This window comes from Proteiniclasticum sp. (assembly GCF_032054185.1).
Classification (GTDB): domain Bacteria; phylum Bacillota; class Clostridia; order Clostridiales; family Clostridiaceae; genus Proteiniclasticum.
In genome coordinates, this window is record NZ_DAMBTF010000003.1 from 71559 (window position 1) to 87801 (window position 16243).

At 42.5% G+C, this 16243-nt stretch carries 17 protein-coding genes; 16 read left to right on the top strand and 1 reads right to left on the bottom strand.

The features are described 5' to 3' along the window. Window positions 1–20: 20 nt before the first annotated feature. From def to RTX25_RS02390, 10 genes are all read left to right on the top strand, one after another. The gene (gene def, locus RTX25_RS02345; protein WP_312649994.1) at window positions 21–536 is read left to right on the top strand and encodes a peptide deformylase; all 516 of its coding nucleotides are present in this window, start codon (window positions 21–23) and stop codon (window positions 534–536) included. After that, a complete protein-coding gene (fmt, locus tag RTX25_RS02350; RefSeq protein WP_312650257.1) occupies window positions 536–1474 on the top strand; it encodes a methionyl-tRNA formyltransferase in 939 nt (312 codons plus the stop codon). Before def ends, fmt begins: the two co-directional genes overlap by 1 nt. Next, window positions 1474–2166, top strand: coding sequence for a zinc metallopeptidase (locus tag RTX25_RS02355; protein WP_312649997.1), 693 nt, complete (start codon window positions 1474–1476; stop codon window positions 2164–2166). Before fmt ends, RTX25_RS02355 begins: the two co-directional genes overlap by 1 nt. Window positions 2167–2177: 11 nt before the next feature. Continuing rightward, complete coding sequence (gene rsmB / locus RTX25_RS02360) at window positions 2178–3494, top strand: 16S rRNA (cytosine(967)-C(5))-methyltransferase RsmB (protein WP_312649999.1); 1317 nt, start codon at window positions 2178–2180, stop codon at window positions 3492–3494. A gap of 163 nt (window positions 3495–3657) precedes the next feature. After that, complete coding sequence (gene rlmN / locus RTX25_RS02365) at window positions 3658–4683, top strand: 23S rRNA (adenine(2503)-C(2))-methyltransferase RlmN (protein WP_312650001.1); 1026 nt, start codon at window positions 3658–3660, stop codon at window positions 4681–4683. A gap of 14 nt (window positions 4684–4697) precedes the next feature. After that, a complete protein-coding gene (locus tag RTX25_RS02370) occupies window positions 4698–5423 on the top strand; it encodes a Stp1/IreP family PP2C-type Ser/Thr phosphatase (protein ID WP_312650004.1) in 726 nt (241 codons plus the stop codon). Next, window positions 5420–7333 carry a Stk1 family PASTA domain-containing Ser/Thr kinase gene (pknB, locus tag RTX25_RS02375; protein WP_312650007.1) on the top strand — a complete coding sequence of 638 codons (1914 nt, stop codon included), beginning with the start codon at window positions 5420–5422 and terminating at the stop codon, window positions 7331–7333. The genes RTX25_RS02370 and pknB overlap by 4 nt, the downstream gene beginning before the upstream one ends. A 139-nt stretch (window positions 7334–7472) precedes the next feature. Then, window positions 7473–8336: a ribosome small subunit-dependent GTPase A gene (rsgA, locus tag RTX25_RS02380; protein ID WP_312650010.1), complete on the top strand. Its 864-nt coding sequence runs from the start codon at window positions 7473–7475 to the stop codon at window positions 8334–8336. Next, window positions 8330–8983, top strand: coding sequence for a ribulose-phosphate 3-epimerase (gene rpe, locus RTX25_RS02385; protein ID WP_312650013.1), 654 nt, complete (start codon window positions 8330–8332; stop codon window positions 8981–8983). Before rsgA ends, rpe begins: the two co-directional genes overlap by 7 nt. Further along, on the top strand, window positions 8980–9615 hold the full coding sequence (locus RTX25_RS02390; RefSeq protein ID WP_312650016.1) for a thiamine diphosphokinase: 636 nt from the start codon (window positions 8980–8982) through the stop codon (window positions 9613–9615). The genes rpe and RTX25_RS02390 overlap by 4 nt, the downstream gene beginning before the upstream one ends. A gap of 155 nt (window positions 9616–9770) precedes the next feature. Here the strand turns inward: RTX25_RS02390 and rpmB are convergent, their stop codons facing one another. After that, a complete protein-coding gene (rpmB, locus tag RTX25_RS02395) occupies window positions 9771–9962 on the bottom strand; it encodes a 50S ribosomal protein L28 (protein WP_312650019.1) in 192 nt (63 codons plus the stop codon). A gap of 261 nt (window positions 9963–10223) precedes the next feature. On the opposite strand from rpmB, the gene RTX25_RS02400 reads away from it, so the two are divergent. The 6 genes from RTX25_RS02400 (at window position 10224) to RTX25_RS02425 (ending at window position 16135) form a co-directional block, all read left to right on the top strand. Further along, a complete protein-coding gene (locus tag RTX25_RS02400; RefSeq protein WP_312650022.1) occupies window positions 10224–10571 on the top strand; it encodes an Asp23/Gls24 family envelope stress response protein in 348 nt (115 codons plus the stop codon). Between the two features lie 198 nt (window positions 10572–10769). Then, window positions 10770–12410, top strand: coding sequence for a DAK2 domain-containing protein (locus tag RTX25_RS02405; protein ID WP_312650025.1), 1641 nt, complete (start codon window positions 10770–10772; stop codon window positions 12408–12410). 42 nt (window positions 12411–12452) lie between these two features. Further along, the gene (gene recG / locus RTX25_RS02410) at window positions 12453–14474 is read left to right on the top strand and encodes an ATP-dependent DNA helicase RecG (RefSeq protein ID WP_312650027.1); all 2022 of its coding nucleotides are present in this window, start codon (window positions 12453–12455) and stop codon (window positions 14472–14474) included. A 7-nt stretch (window positions 14475–14481) separates the two neighbouring features. Then, on the top strand, window positions 14482–15078 hold the full coding sequence (gene rsmD, locus RTX25_RS02415; protein ID WP_312650028.1) for a 16S rRNA (guanine(966)-N(2))-methyltransferase RsmD: 597 nt from the start codon (window positions 14482–14484) through the stop codon (window positions 15076–15078). Window positions 15079–15081: 3 nt separating this feature from the next. Next, on the top strand, window positions 15082–15573 hold the full coding sequence (coaD, locus tag RTX25_RS02420) for a pantetheine-phosphate adenylyltransferase (RefSeq protein ID WP_312650030.1): 492 nt from the start codon (window positions 15082–15084) through the stop codon (window positions 15571–15573). Between the two features lie 4 nt (window positions 15574–15577). Continuing rightward, complete coding sequence (locus RTX25_RS02425) at window positions 15578–16135, top strand: ATPase (protein ID WP_312650032.1); 558 nt, start codon at window positions 15578–15580, stop codon at window positions 16133–16135. Window positions 16136–16243 lie beyond the last annotated feature (108 nt).

Genomic DNA, 16243 nt, shown 5'->3' on the forward strand with positions numbered 1-16243 from the left:
TAGAATTTAGGAGTTAAAAAATGGCATTAAGAGAAGTAAGATTTGTACCGGACAGTGTACTGAGAAAGTCAGCAAAACCTGTAAAGGAGATGACACCAAGACTGCAGACACTTGTCAAGGACATGTACAATACTATGGACAATGAAGACGGAATAGGGCTTGCAGCTCCCCAGGTTGGTATACTGAAGAGAATCTTTACAGTAGGAATCGGGGACATCAGACTCTGCTTTGTGAATCCGGAAGTTCTGGAACAGAGCGGTGAATACCTTGATATTGAAGGATGTCTGTCCATACCTGGAGAAACAGGTGTTGTGGAGAGACCGACTTATGTTAAGGTGAGAGCGATGGACGAAAACAACAAAGAGTTCATTATTGAGGCAAGATATCTGCTGGCAAGATGTATCCTCCACGAGCTGGATCATCTTGACGGTGTTTTATTCACGGATAAACTGGTGGATGTAGAAGATGATTTCGAACCTGAAGAGCAGGAAGAAGATCTTCTGATCAGCCTGACTTATACAAAAAAGGAGAACTGATTTTGAAAATCATTTTTATGGGTACACCCGACTTTTCTGTTCCGTCACTTAAGGAAATAGATGACCGCTATGGGGTCGATCTGGTTGTGACGCAGCCGGACAAGCAAAAGGGGAGAGGAAAGAAGTTTCAGGCTACTCCAGTCAAAGAAGAAGCCGAGAAAAGAGGAATCAGAGTCCTTCAGCCTGTGAAACTGAGGAGTGACCGGGAAGTGATCGATGAGATGAAGGAGCTCCAGCCGGATTTCATCATCGTGGTGGCTTTTGGACAGATTCTGAGCGAAGAGGTCCTGGCTATTCCGAAATATGGATGCATCAATCTGCATGCAAGTCTTCTGCCTAAACTAAGAGGAGCTGCACCGCTTAATTTTGCCCTCATCGAGGGCCATACTGAAAGCGGATCAACGACCATGCTCATGGATAAAGGTATAGATACAGGGGATATGCTCCTTGTGGATAAGATAGCCTTAAGCGACAGGATGAACGTGGAAGAGCTTCATGATACGCTCAGTACAAGAGGAGGCAGATTGCTCATTGAGACCATGGAAGGTCTTGTAAGCGGTGAATTGAAGCCAAGGAAACAGGACAATGAAAATTCGACCCATGCACCTCTGATTACAAAAGAAACCTGTGAAATCAGCTGGGACAGCGCAGCACAAAAAATCCACAATCTGGTGAGGGGATTATCTCCCGCTCCTGGAGCGTTTTCCTATATCGATGAGAATAAAGTCAAAATCCTTGAAACTGAAGTGATTCCGGGCGGAAATGCAGAGCCGGGAAACATCTTTCATGTCAGCAGGGAGGGTATTGATGTGGCTACAGGGGACGGTGCGATCCGTATTCTTCGTCTTCAGTATCCTGGTAAAAAACCGATGCTTGTGAAGGATTTTCTGAATGGAAATGACTTCACCGCCAAGAAATTCAAAAGGAGTGTTGAATAATGTTTCCATATTTAGGATTTGATCCGACGATATTTCTTCTGATTCCTGCCATGATTCTGTCATTTTATGCACAGAGCAAAATAAAGAGTGCATATAATATCTATTCACGCGAAGGGCTGCAGAGCGGTATGACCGGTGCCCAGGTGGCTAGAATGGTGCTTGACCGATCAGGACTTCAGAACGTGACTATTGAAAGAGTAAACGGAAGTCTTACAGACCACTATGACCCAAGAAATAAAGTGCTCAGGCTTTCTGATGAAGTGTACAGCAGACCGACCATCGCCTCTGCCGGCGTAGCCGCTCACGAAGCCGGCCATGCCATTCAGGATCAGATGGAATACGGACCGCTGAGACTGAGATCCTTCATGGTGCCTTTCGCATCATTCGGTTCGAAATTTGCCATGATCATCATCATATTGGGACTGATCATTGGGTTTACAAGTCTCATCGATCTTGGTATCGTACTCTTCTCGCTGGTCGTACTGTTTCAGCTGTTTACACTCCCGGTAGAGTTCAATGCTTCAAGCAGAGCACTGGCTGTTCTGGGGGATTATAATATTCTCACAGTGGACGAAGTGCCAAAGGCGAAAAAGGTTCTTGATGCGGCTGCACTCACTTACGTCGCTGCAGCGTTCTCATCGATAATGACACTTGTGAGACTGCTCGTTATTCGTGATCGAAGAAGAAGTTAGGAGAAAAAAATATGTTAGCTAACCCCAGAGAAGTTTCTGTGGATGTGTTAGGTAAAGTTCTTTATCAGGGGGCATATTCAAACATCGCTTTGGATCATGCCTTTTCTTCTGTCAGTCTGAAAGAAGAAGATACTGGGCTGGTTACCGAGATCACTTACGGAACGTTAAAATACCTGATTACCATCGACAAGATACTGGAAAAAAATGTGACGGTGCCACTGAAAAAAATTGAAAGGGATGTACTGAACATCCTTCGGATTTCAATCTATCAGATGAAATATCTGGACAGAATTCCTTCCTATGCTGTGATTAATGAGGCAGTAGACCTGACCAAGAAAAAGTCCAAGAAGGCTTCAGGCTTTGTCAACGGGGTCCTCAGAGGCTATCTGAGAAAGGAAGACAAGGAGATGAAGTTCAGGAATCAGTTTGAGGAAGATGCATTTAAATATTCATTCCCGGAATGGATGATCAGGCTGTTCAAAGATCAGTATGGTGAAGACTACAAACGTATACTTCTAGGCCTGAATGAAAGACCAGTGATCACGTTCAGAGTGAATTCACTGAAGATGGACAGAGATACAGCTCTTGAGCAGCTCATTGAGCATGGTTATCATGCGGAGAAGACAAAGATCTCACCTTTTGGCATAGAAGTCAAAGGAGGAAAAAGTGTTCTTCTGAATCCGCTGTTTAAAGAAGGGATCCTCACTGTACAGGATGAAAGTTCCATGCTGGTTGCACCTCTTCTCCTTAGTGAAGAGAAGCGCTATATGGATATCTGCTCCGCACCTGGAGGAAAAGCCACCCATCTGGCTGAGCTGCTTGATGATCAGGGTGAGATTCACGCTTATGACATATATGACAGCAAACTGAAGCTCATTCGCCAGAACGCAGAGCGATTAGGCGTTAAATCTCTGAAGATCGAGAAAAATGATGGGCTGAACTATATCCCGGAATTGAAAGACAGCGCAAATGTTCTTCTTGATGCACCATGTTCCGGGCTTGGAATCATCAGAAAAAAACCGGAAATCAAAATGACGAAAAACAGGAAAGAACTTGAGGAGCTGGTCACGATTCAGAGGAATCTTCTGGAAGTTGCCATGAAGTATGTTCCTTATGGAGGAAACCTTGTCTATTCCACATGTACCTTGAACAAAGAGGAGAATGAGGAAAATGTAAGATGGTTTCTGAAAAATCATCCCGAATTTTCTCCAGTACCGATAGAGCTGGGCGATTCAGAGCAGCTCAGATATACATCCGAAGGATTCGTCACCATACTTCCAGGAGAGACCATGGATGGTTTTTTCATCAGCAAGTTAAGAAAAAATTAACATTTAAGGACTTCTGTAAATGTTGGAAACAGCTGATACTGAAGTCTTTTTTAAAATTATAAGAAGAATTTAAAGAAACTTAACATCTTTTGTGTTAAAATGTCTAATGTTTATGAATACAATTTAGAGCCAGCAAAATGAAACGTGAATAAAGGAAGTTGAAATGGAAAATATATATGACTATTCTCTGGAAGAGCTTAAAGCATGGTTCAAATCCAATGGTGAAAGCGCATTTAGAGGTAAACAGGTTTTTGATTATCTCTACAAGGGGATAGCGGATATTGATCAGATGAAGACCATAAATGAAGAGGCCAAAGAAAAACTGAGAAAGAACTTTAAAGTGGCTCTTCCGAAAATACTTGAGAAGAGGACTTCAAAAGACGGAACCATAAAGATGCTCATGCTTCTTGAAGATCATAACATTATAGAGACTGTCATCATGAAGTATCATTACGGTTATTCTGTCTGTGTATCCTCACAGATCGGCTGTAAAATGGGATGCACATTCTGTGCATCCACAAAAGGCGGTATGGTCAGAAATCTTTCCTCTGGTGAAATTCTTTCCCAGGTTATCGCTTCTCAGCTCCTTGTGGGCGAAAGAATGTCCCATGTTGTCCTTATGGGCTCAGGAGAACCTCTTGATAACTTTGATCAGGTCATGAAGTTTCTTGAACTCATCAATGCGAAAGAGGGACTGAATCTTTCTCACAGGAACATCACCATCTCCACATGCGGACTTGTGGACCGGATCTATGAACTTGCAGACAGAAAGCTTCAGATCACTCTGGCGATTTCACTGCATGAAACCACAGATGAAAGAAGAAAACTAATTATGCCTATAGCGAATAAATATAGTATTCATGACATCTTAAATAGTGTAAAATATTATATGGACAAGACCGGCAGAAGAGTCTCATTTGAATATGCGCTGGTCAAAGGATCCAATGATACCGAAGATGATGCCAGAGCCCTGGCTAAGCTTCTTCATGGCATGCAGGTCCATGTGAATCTCATACCTGTAAATGCCATTAAGGAAATGCTCTTTCTGCCATCGACTAATGAATCGGTAAACCGATTCAGAGATGTGCTTCTCAGTCATAAAATCGAAGCCACAGTGAGAAGAGAAATGGGCTCGGATATCGATGCAGCCTGCGGACAATTAAGAAGAAGCTATTTGGAGAACATGTAGTCAAGGAGACAGATATGATAGAAAGGATTTCTGACATCGGTAATATTCGAAAACTGAATGAAGATACATTTGGAATCTTGGAGAGAGACAGGTTCAATCTGTTTGTCATCTGTGATGGAATGGGCGGACATAACGCCGGGGAAATCGCGAGCAGAATGGCGAAAGATGCGATACTGACCTCCATTGAGGAAAATTATGATCATGATGAACCGGGTGCTGTTCTGGCCGATGCCATAAAATTTGCGAACAGAGAAATTTTCAGGCGCTCAGATTCTGAGCGATCCATGAGAGGTATGGGCACGACAGTCACTGCAGCGTTGTCCCATGGTGGGAGAATAGATGTTGCACATGTGGGCGACAGCTGTCTATATCTCATAAGAAATCACAGTATACATAAAATTACCAAAGACCACAGCTATGTGCAGGAGCTTGTCGATCTGGGCAAACTTGCGCAGGAAGAAGCGAAGCATCATCCCAATAAGAACATCATCACCCGTGCTGTGGGTACAAATGCTGAAGTTATTGTTGATACATACAGTTTTGAAACAGAAAAGGACGATATTTACGTCCTTTGTACAGATGGACTTACAGATTATCTTTCTGACGAAGAAATCCTCAATGAAGTGACCAGCCATGACGACAAGAAAGATTCAGTTCTGTTCTTGGCCGATATGGCAAAGGAACGAGGCGGAAAGGATAATATCACGCTAGTAATATTTGGAGGAGAAGCGCTTAAATGATAGGAAGAATTTTAGGTAAGAGATACGAAATCACAGAAAAGATTGCTCAAGGCGGCATGTCCGTCGTTTATAAGGCCTTAGACCTTAATCTGAACCGCTATGACGCGGTGAAGGTGCTTAAGGAAGAATTTACATCCAATGATGAGATACTTGAAAGATTCAAGCAGGAAGCAAATGCTGTCGCTTTTCTTTCCCATCCCAATATCGTCAACATTTATAATGTTGGCAGTGAAGGAAAGATCCATTATATCGTCATGGAATATGTAAAGGGAAAAACGCTTAAGGAGATCATAAGAGAAAAAGGCATATTATCCAACGAAGAGATGCTCAATTACTCCTATCAGATCGCAAGAGCTCTGGAATCGGCACATACAAACAATATTATCCATAGAGACATCAAGCCCCAGAACATCATCATCACTAAGGATGATCTGGTCAAGGTGACTGACTTTGGCATCGCAAAGCATTCAGATTCTGCAACCATCACAAATTCAGGCAAGATCATCGGTTCAGCTCATTACTTCTCGCCTGAACAGGCAAGAGGAAATATGACCGACAGAAGATCGGATATCTATTCACTGGGTATCGTGATGTATGAGATGGCTACGGGAGAAGTGCCCTTTGACGCGGAAAGTCCGATTACAATCGCGCTCAAACATATGCAGGAACCGCTGCCTTCACCTAGGAAGATCAATCCCAGAATAAGTGAAGGCCTTGAAAAAATCATATTAAAAGCTACCGCGAAAAACCCTATAGACAGATATCAGAGAATAGAAGATCTCATGGTCGATCTTCGTACGCTGATGAACGGTGAGAGAATAGAAAATGCCCAGACTTTCAATCAGGAAAATACACAGATTATGGGTGCGGTGGTACCAGAGAGGGATAACATGAAAAGTAACGATATTTATGATGATGAAAAGCCTTCAAGCAGCAAAAAGAAAGGTCTGATCATCGGACTTGCCATGATTCTTGTGGTTGTGGCGGGTGCGCTTATCGGAGATGCTGTCTTCAGCAGACCTAATGGAGAAAATCCAGGTGTTGTGGAAGAGGAGGAAGTGGCAATTCCTCAGATCGTAGGTATGACACAGGAAGAGGCGGAAGCCGAGCTTGCAAAGTTCGACCTTACACTTGAAGTGCAGTCTACAGAAACTTCTATAGAGCCTGAGGGCAATGTGCTGAGAAGTATTCCAGAACAGGGGCAGATGGTCAAGAGAGGCGGCAGCGTAGCTGTTGTGCTCAGCGCAGGTGAAGAGAAGCTGTTTGTTCCGGATATAACAGGAAGCACACTTGAGGCTGCCGAGATCGTTCTTGGCAACAACGGATTTATTTTAGGTGCGGTTACTGAAGGGTTCAGCGAGACTGTTCCCCAGGGAGAAATCATCAGTCAGGATCCGTTAGTCAACACATCAATGCCTAAGGGCAGTGCTGTAAATGTACTGGTCTCCAAAGGACCTGAAATCGTAGTATCAGATGTACCTGGCTTAATCGGGAAGACAGAAAGAGAAGCACAGGCGCTGCTTGAAGCTAGAGGCATGTCCCTGGGTACTGTGACCAAGGTTTCCACAGGAGATGAAGCTCAGGCTGGACGAATTGTCGAGCAGAGCATTCCAGAGGGTACGGAAGTCAAGCAAGGAACTAAGATCAATGTGACTTCATATGAATATACAGAAGTGACCATACCTTCCAATCTCATCGGAAAGAAAGCCGGAGATGTGGCGAACACGCTTCGTGGACTGGGACTGAATCCTGTTATGGAATCAGGAACGGAAAGCAGCGACATCGTTGTGGAAGTGACCCCAGGCGGCGGCAGCAAAGTCGGATATGGAGCCAGTGTACAGGTACTTGGAGAACCGGAACAGGAACCCGAACCGATCGATCCTGATCCGGCTACACCAGCGAATCCATAAACAGACTGTAAAATCAGCCAGTGATAAAACTTGTTTTTATCACTGGCTTTTTGATTCAAAATTTGAAGCTCGGTAAACAATTAAGGAGAAATGGTTTATAATAGGGATATTAAGACAAAGAGAAAAAAGGAATGATGCAATGGAAGGTATAATTGTTAAAGGAATCGCAGGTTTTTATTATGTGAAAACTGAAAATGGAATACTGGAATGTAAAGCCAGAGGAATATTCAGGAAGAACAATGTCACACCTATGGTAGGAGACCGTGTAACGGTCATTCCTGCAGCGGAGGGGAATATTCTCGATAAGATCCACGAGCGCTCATCGGAGCTTGTAAGGCCCTTCGTCGCAAACGTAAGCCAGGCATATGTCGTCTTTGCCATGAGAAACCCGGACATCAATTTCGATATGCTGAATAAATTTCTGGTATCCCTTGAAAAAAATCACATCAGACCGGTTCTGGTTTTCAATAAAAGCGATCTGGCCGAAGATGAAGAGATGACAAAGCTCCGTGATGATTTTGTCGGAACAGGTTATGAAATATTATTCATCGAAGCGAAATCAGGTGCAGGTCTTGATGAGCTTTTCAACCAGCTCAAAGGAAACATCACTGTGCTGTGCGGACCTTCAGGAGCCGGGAAGTCGACACTCCTCAATAAACTCTCAGGAAGCGATAAAATGGAGACGGGAGACATCTCTGTGCGCCTTAATAGAGGAAAGCATACCACAAGGCACAGTGAACTCATCGAAGTCAACGATGCGCTGCTTGTAGATACGCCAGGATTCTCCAGCATGGACTTTACCATGGATGCCCATGAGCTGAAGGATTATTTTCCTGAGTTCTACGAGTTTGAAGGTGAATGCAGATTCAACGGATGTAACCATAATCACGAACCGGGATGCAGAGTGAAAGAGGAAGTCGGAAAGAATATCTCTAAGGCTAGATATGACTATTACGTCAGATACTATAATGAACTGATTGAGGAGAATAAGAGAAAATGGTAAAAATAGCACCATCCATACTCTCTGCAGATTTTGCGAATCTCGGCAGAGATATTACGAAAACAGTAGAAGCGGGAGCGGACTGGATCCATATCGATGTCATGGACGGATCCTTCGTACCGAACATCAGCTTCGGTCTTCCTGTTGTACAGGCGATCAGACCCCTTACAGATAAGTTTTTTGACGTACATCTTATGATCGTCAATCCCACAAACTTTATTGATGCATTCGTGGATGCAGGAGCGGATCTCATCAATTTCCATTATGAAGCGGAAGTCCACATAGACCGTGCAGTTGAAATGATAAAATCAAGAGGTGTAAAAGCGGGAATCACACTTAATCCGGCTACGCCGGTTTCTGTATTGAAATACATACTCCCCAAACTGGATATGGTGCTGATCATGTCCGTAAATCCGGGATTTGGGGGACAGAGCTTCATTCCATATACTCTGGATAAAGTAAGGGAACTGAGAGAAATGGCAGCAGAGGTGAATCCTTCACTGCTTATTGAAATCGATGGAGGAATGTCCTGCGAAACCATAAAGTCTGCCGTGGAAGCAGGCGTCGATGTTGTAGTTGCAGGTTCCGCGGTGTACAGAAATGGAAAAATTACAGAGAATATCACAGCGCTGAGAGACTCTCTGAAATGAAACGGATAATCATCGTTTCCGGAGGAAAACATCCCAGTTTTGAGCTGTTCAGCGGATTATCCGATCCATCCTGTAAGGTGATCGGTGCCGACAGCGGTGCTGAGTTCTTCAGAGAGCACGATATCATACCGGATCTTCTGCTGGGTGATTTTGATTCCATCAGTGAAGAGACTCTGGAATATTTTGAAGGCAGAACGAAGATTCTGAGGTACGATGCCGTCAAGGATTTTACGGATACTGAAGCGGCCTATAATGAAGCAGTGAAGGATTCACCGGATGAAATCTATTTCCTTGGCTGTACAGGCAGCAGACTGGATCATTTTATCGGGAATCTGTCGCTTCTTGACAGAGCGCTGAAAAGAGGAATCAGAGCTTATCTTATGGATGATCACAATAAAATCTTTCTTCTGGATAAACCTTCAATGATCAGAAAGGACTTCGGAGACTATATCTCTTTTCAGGGCTTTAGAGGCCCTGTGAAGGATTTTGGTGTGAAAGGGGTAAAGTATCCGCTGTGGGGTTACGAACTGCTCCTGGGTGATCCTAGGAATGTATCCAACGAGTTTGCAGATAAAATCATTTCTGTAACATTCAAAGAAGGCATTCTCATGGTCATGATGACAAGAGATTAACCTGCCTGAAGAAGAGAAGATATCTCTGCTATGGAGATCTTGAAATTGAAGAAGAATTTAAAAGAGCTTCAGTGCGTCGATTATAATCGATTCACTGAAGCTCTTTTAAAAGTAAAATAGCCGGTCCTATGGACCAGCTATACTCTCTTACTCTGTTATATTGCTCTTTCTACCTTACCTGAACGTAGGCATCTAGTACAAACGTTAACTCTCTGGGGAGTTCCGTTAACAACAGCACGTACTCTTTTTAGGTTTGGTGCCCATGTTCTCTTTGACTGTCTGTGTGAATGGGAATACTGTACACCAGCAATTACACCTTTATTACAGATATCGCATTTTCTTGCCATTAAAATACACCTCCTCCTGAGAGATTTTAATCATCTCAAAAGCTTATCATTTATTATTTGTTTTGAACAGATATCATTCTACCATAAGATGCGAAGATATTGCAACATAAATTTAGACCAAATTTGTTTATATTGAAGTATCCTCGGAAATATAATATTATTATAGGGATAAGAGTTGTGGGCGTCAATCCGTTAAGGCAGACAGCCTGTAATATAAGTGAACTGTTTTAGACAGGATTAGGTAATTGAGGAGGAAGTTTCATGATAGGATTAATGAATGAACAAGGGCATATCTCATACTCAGATGATGTCATAGCCAATGTAGTGGGTCTATCCACAATGGAATGTTATGGCGTAGTAGGGATGGCGTCTAAAAATACCAAGGATGGTCTTTGGGAACTCATAAGAGTGGAACATCTCAATAAAGGTGTAAAGATCAATGCCAAAAACAATGAATTATCAATCGACCTGTTTGTTGTTGTTGAATACGGCACAAAAATTTCCGTGATTGCCAACAATATCATCAAGAAAGTCAGATACAATGTGGAAAATTATCTTGGTTTAAAAGTGAACCATATCGTCGTCAATATCGAAGGTGTAAGATTCTAGATCGCAAATCTTAAATATAATTAAGATTTGGAGAGCAAAATTTGATTTTGAGTAGTGCATTTTTGTATAATAAGATTTGGTTTAATATTTAGTGCAAAACCCTAAGCTTAGGGTTTTCTTATAGTCTGATTGATAAATTTAAAAGTAGTGGCGTGGACATGTTGTGAATTTGTCCATATTTTGCAGGAGGAAGATCATATGAAATATAACAAGATAAATGGACAGCATTTTTTAAACATGGTGACCAACGCAAGCATCAGATTAGAAAATGAAAAGGCATATGTAGACTCGCTGAATGTCTTTCCTGTTCCTGATGGAGACACAGGTACAAACATGTCTATGACCTTTACAGCAGCAGTTCAGGAAATCAAGAACAGCAAATCGACTTCCATTGGGGAAGTTTCCAAAATTATGGCTAAGGGAGCACTGATGGGTGCCCGTGGAAATTCCGGTGTTATTTTATCGCAGATTTTCAGAGGGATCGCAAAAGGTCTTGAAGGAAAAGATGAAGTGAATCCATACGAATTTGCCCTCAGCATTCTTGAGGGTTCCAAATCCGCGTACAGAGCGGTTATGAGACCTACTGAAGGAACGATTCTTACTGTAATCAGAGAAGTTGGAGAGAAGGCGACGGAATATCATACAGATGATATCGCTGATCTTATGAAAAAAGTTGTCGAAGATGCCGGTGATACTCTGGAAAGAACTCCAGATCTTCTGCCACAGCTGAAAGCGGCAAATGTTGTCGATTCAGGTGGAATGGGTCTTCTTGTCATTCTTAAAGGAATGTATGAAGCGCTTCAGGGAGGATTCCAGATGGCGGAAAAGAAGGAAGAGAAATCCTTTGAAGAGTATGTTGCTGCGAGAGATACCCATACAGAGATCACTTTCGGCTACTGTACAGAATTCATCGTTCTGGCGGAACCGGACACAGGTGAGTTCCAGGCCTATCTTGAAACGATGGGAGATTCCATCGTTTATGTCGGTTTCGATGACATCGTAAAGGTCCACATTCATACGGATGAGCCTGGGCTGGTTCTTGCAGAAGCAGGAAAACGTGGAGAACTTACAAAAATCAAAATCGAAAACATGAGAGAACAGCACAGAAACCTGCAGGAAACTCCTGATGTGCATGAAGTGCTGGAAGAAAAGATCAAGAAAGAAGCTGCACCAAAAGCCAGAGAAAAGTATGCGTTCATCTCCGTTTCAATGGGTGAAGGCATCAAAGAAGTGTTCCAGGACCTTGGTGTACAGTTTGTGATTTCAGGTGGACAGACAATGAATCCGTCTACCCAGGATATCATCAAGGCTGTTGAAGAAGCCAATGCAGAACATATCATCATCCTTCCGAACAACAAGAACATTATTATGGCCGCCAATCAGGCAAAGGAGATATCCGGGAAAGATGTATATGTAATACCGACAAAGACTATCCCGCAGGGAGTAGCTGCTCTGACAGCGTTTAACCCTGAACTGGATATGGAAGCGAATTACGAGAATCTCCTGACAAGCCTTGAAACGGTCAAGTCCGGTTCAGTGACTTATGCCGTCAGAGACACAGAAATCGAAGGAAAAGAAATAAAGCAGGGTGATTATCTCGGGCTTCTGGAGAGCAAGATCAAGGTTGTCAGAAGAGAACTATATCCTCTTGTGGAAGAACTGATTGAGCTTATGGTAGATGATGAAAGTTCATCCATTACCTTATTCTATGGAGAAGATGTCAATGAGGAAGAGTTCAATGAGCTTATAACACTTCTTGAAGAGAAATACGAAGATCTGGATGTTATGAGCGTTGCAGGCAGACAGCCTCTTTACTACTTTATCATTGCAGTGGAATAGAAATGGAGAAGGCTTCGGCCTTCTTTTTTTAGGAGGAATTTTATGGATATATACGATTCTGTTGGAACGCTGAAGGGAGTAGGACAGAAGACCAGAGAGCAGCTGGAAAACATGGGTCTGTTCACTCTACTGGATCTTCTTCTTTATTTTCCTCGGGCATATGACCAGTACTTTGAAGCGGATGAGATGTATTTCAACGGAATGGATAAAGTAAGACTTGAAGCTGTACCGATTAAAATCGCAAGACCATTCAGAACAAGAACGGGAAAAAGTATGTCGACCATCTATTTTTCAACCCGATTCGGGCAGCTTAAGGCCATGTTTTTCAACATGCCTTATGTTTCCAGCAACTACACGATCGGTGAAACCTATGTGCTGAACGGTAAATTTGTGAAGAAAGGTAAAAATATAGAATGCATCAACCCAGTTTTAAATAAAGATACTGAAGAAATTGTACCGGTTTATCCGGCTGAGGGAAAAGTGACCGGCACACTTGTGAAAAAACTGGTGAGACAGATTCTTACAAAAGTCATCATCAATGAGAATTTTCCGCCGGAGATTCTGAAGGAAGAAAGCCTTGTATCCCTTGATGAAGCGGTCAGAAATCTGCACTTTCCGGAAGACAGGCACAGACTTGAAGAATCCCTGAAAAGAATGAAATTTCAGGAGATGTTTTCCTATTCTATGAAAATCATGCTTTCAAAGAGCATGAGACTGACCAACGAAGAAGGAATCGTATTTAAAATGAGCCCAAGACTTGCGGAGCTGAAAAACAGAATCCCTTTTGAAATGACGGGTGCACAGAATCGGGTGATAAGGGAAATCCTAAGAGATCAGAAGCACAGCTTCCCGATGAACCGTCTTCTTCAGGGAGACGTGGGTTCGGGTAAAACCATAGTCGCTCTTGTTGCCCTTTTCAATGTCATCGAAAATGGATACCAGGGTGCACTGATGGCGCCTACAGAGATCTTAGCAAAGCAGCATTTTGAAGAGGCGACAAGACTTCTATGTCCGATGGGTGTTGAAGTCAGGATGCTGACAGGATCCACGAAAAAATCCGAAAGAGATCAGATTGCAAGGGAACTTGAAAAAGGAAAGCCTGTGCTTATGGTTGGCACTCATGCTCTCATAGAAGAGAAGGTGAACTTCTCTAAATTGGGGATGATCATTACGGATGAGCAGCATCGGTTTGGCGTCAATCAGAGGGCGAAACTGATCAATAAGAGCAAAACTGCCGAGGTTCTTGTCATGAGTGCAACACCCATCCCCCGAACCATGGCGCTGACCATCTATTCGGATCTCGATCTGTCTGTGATCGATGAACTGCCTGCAGGAAGAAAAGAGATCAGAACGCTTCTTCTAGATGAAACAAAAAGAAAATCATGTTATAGTAAAGTAATAGAAGAAGTTGATAAAGGTAGACAGGCTTATATCGTGACTCCTCTTATCGATCTTGATGAAGACGGTGAGCTGAATTCGGTAATCGGTCTCTATGATGAGCTTTCGAAGGGACTCCTAAAAGGTATACGTATGGGGTATTTACATGGTAAAATGTCTTCAAAGGAAAAAGCCGCTGTCATGGAGTCATTTAAAGAGGGGAAAATCCAAGTGCTTATTGCCACGACTGTAATAGAAGTCGGCGTAAATGTTCAGAATGCCAGTATGATGGTCATTGAAAATGCTGAAAGATTCGGACTTGCACAGCTTCATCAGCTGAGAGGACGTGTCGGAAGAGGAGAATATCAGTCTTACTGTATCATGATCGCGAATATCAGAAGTCAGACGACGCGCGAAAGGCTTGAAATCATGGTAAAGAGCAATGACGGATTCTTCATTGCAGAAGAAGACCTGAAGCAAAGAGGTACCGGACAGCTGTTCGGCGTACATCAGAGCGGCCATTCAGGGCTTATGCTGTCAGATCTTGCAGCCGACTATGAACTTTTTCTTAGAGCAAACAGCTATGCGGTGAAAGTATACAGCGGCAGGAGTCCGGAAGAAATGAAAATGAAAAAAGAGTTTTTAGATAAAATTTCGAAAAGCATGAATTTTATCTGTCTCAATTAGAGGAGTTTTGTCCATGAGAATCATATCAGGAACTGCTAAAGGAAGGAAAATTCTTTCTCCGGTAAATGAAGGAAGAATCACACAAAAAGGAGAACTAAGAGCAACCAGACCCACACTTGATCGGGTCAAGGTTTCTATGTTCAATATCATCAGCCAGAAGATCTACGGTGCCAGAGTTCTGGATATGTTTGCCGGTACAGGAAGTCTGGGACTTGAATGTGCCAGCAGAGGAGCGAGTGAAGTCGTTTTTCTTGAAAAATTCAGGGAAACCTATGACATTCTCGTTGAGAACATAACTATACTTGGCTTTAAAGAGGTTTCATCTGTCCACCATCGAGATTCATATGAATTCATAAAAAGTTTAGGGTCTAGAGGGGAAAAGTTCGATATAATATTTGTAGATCCGCCTTACCTGAACAATATGGTGGAAGAGTCAATTGTGCTCATCGGAAAATACGATCTCCTTACAGAAAATGGAGTGATTGTTTCAAAATATGATTACGAAGAGCCTATTTACAGACCAACGGAAAAATACGAACTGGTTGATGAAAGAAAGTACGGTAAGACCATACTTGGTTTTTATCAGCAGAGGATTGAGGAGTAACTTATGAAAATTGCTGTTTATCCCGGTAGCTTTGACCCGATAACTTTAGGTCATATGGATATAATCAGACGTTCAGCAAAGGTATTTGATAAGCTTGTGGTTGCTGTTCTTTGTAATGTCGAGAAGAAAGGGCTGTTTCCGATTGAAGAAAGAGTTGCAATGATTAGTAAATTGGTAGAAAAGTATGATAATATTGAAGTGGTGAGTTTTCAGGGATTACTTGTTGATTTCATGAAAACTGTAGATGCTCAGATTATCGTCAAAGGATTAAGGGTCGGACTGGATTTTGATTACGAGCTGCAGATGTCGCATATGAATCGTAAACTGTCAGATGACCGTGTAGAGACCATACTGATGATGGCAAGTACCGAATACTCGTATATCAGCTCATCTTCCGTGAGAGAGATTCTTCATTTCAAGGGTGATATCAGAAGCTTTGTTCCGGAAGAAATTATACAGGACGTTTTAAAAAAGTCGGAAACGATGGAGGGGTAATTGAATGAAAGAAAATTATGAAGTGACATCAAGAAGAATCGAAATCACGGGTCTTGTGGAAGTACTGCAGGAAATTATTGATGATGGCTCCAAAATGCCATTCTCCAAAAAAGTTCTTGTGGACAAAGAAGAGGTCGCCAACATTCTGGATGAGATTGTTCAGGCAATCCCGGAGGATCTACGCACCGCGCAGTGGGTACTGGGTGAGAAGGACCGTATTCTTACGGAAGCAAAAACGGAATATGACAGGACAAAAGCTGAAGTGGATCGTATGATGAGAGAAAAAGTGGATAATCACGACATCGTAAAAGAAGCGACACTCAAAGCCCAGGAGATCATCAATAAAGCCCAGACAGAAGCTAAACTTGTGAAGCTTTCTGCCAGAGATTATGCTGATTCACTGCTGTCAGATCTTGATACCGAAATAAAAGACAGAAATCAGCAGATGATGATGAATTTCAAGAATCTTTTTGAAGGATTTGTTCAGGAATACAATAAGAGTTTCAATGAGACCTCTACCACCATCAAAGAAAACATCAAAGAATTAAGAGAGATGAAATAAGTTCTCAGATGATGATTTAATGGTCAGAACACTGGAAACCCTATGCAGGAGAATACTCTGTACGGGTTTTTTTGTGTTTTGGGCGGGGTAATTGTTCAATGAATATGA

Coding starts and splice junctions, on each gene's coding strand:
- RTX25_RS02390 (WP_312650016.1), top strand. CDS start 8,980: ATGAAACGGATAATCATCGTTTCCGGAGGAAAACATCCCAGTTTTGAG.
- RTX25_RS02405 (WP_312650025.1), top strand. CDS start 10,770: ATGAAATATAACAAGATAAATGGACAGCATTTTTTAAACATGGTGACC.
- rlmN (WP_312650001.1), top strand. CDS start 3,658: ATGGAAAATATATATGACTATTCTCTGGAAGAGCTTAAAGCATGGTTC.
- RTX25_RS02425 (WP_312650032.1), top strand. CDS start 15,578: ATGAAAGAAAATTATGAAGTGACATCAAGAAGAATCGAAATCACGGGT.
- coaD (WP_312650030.1), top strand. CDS start 15,082: ATGAAAATTGCTGTTTATCCCGGTAGCTTTGACCCGATAACTTTAGGT.
- RTX25_RS02370 (WP_312650004.1), top strand. CDS start 4,698: ATGATAGAAAGGATTTCTGACATCGGTAATATTCGAAAACTGAATGAA.
- RTX25_RS02355 (WP_312649997.1), top strand. CDS start 1,474: ATGTTTCCATATTTAGGATTTGATCCGACGATATTTCTTCTGATTCCT.
- pknB (WP_312650007.1), top strand. CDS start 5,420: ATGATAGGAAGAATTTTAGGTAAGAGATACGAAATCACAGAAAAGATT.
- RTX25_RS02400 (WP_312650022.1), top strand. CDS start 10,224: ATGATAGGATTAATGAATGAACAAGGGCATATCTCATACTCAGATGAT.
- rpe (WP_312650013.1), top strand. CDS start 8,330: ATGGTAAAAATAGCACCATCCATACTCTCTGCAGATTTTGCGAATCTC.
- def (WP_312649994.1), top strand. CDS start 21: ATGGCATTAAGAGAAGTAAGATTTGTACCGGACAGTGTACTGAGAAAG.
- rsmB (WP_312649999.1), top strand. CDS start 2,178: ATGTTAGCTAACCCCAGAGAAGTTTCTGTGGATGTGTTAGGTAAAGTT.
- rsgA (WP_312650010.1), top strand. CDS start 7,473: ATGGAAGGTATAATTGTTAAAGGAATCGCAGGTTTTTATTATGTGAAA.
- rpmB (WP_312650019.1), bottom strand. CDS start 9,962: ATGGCAAGAAAATGCGATATCTGTAATAAAGGTGTAATTGCTGGTGTA.
- recG (WP_312650027.1), top strand. CDS start 12,453: ATGGATATATACGATTCTGTTGGAACGCTGAAGGGAGTAGGACAGAAG.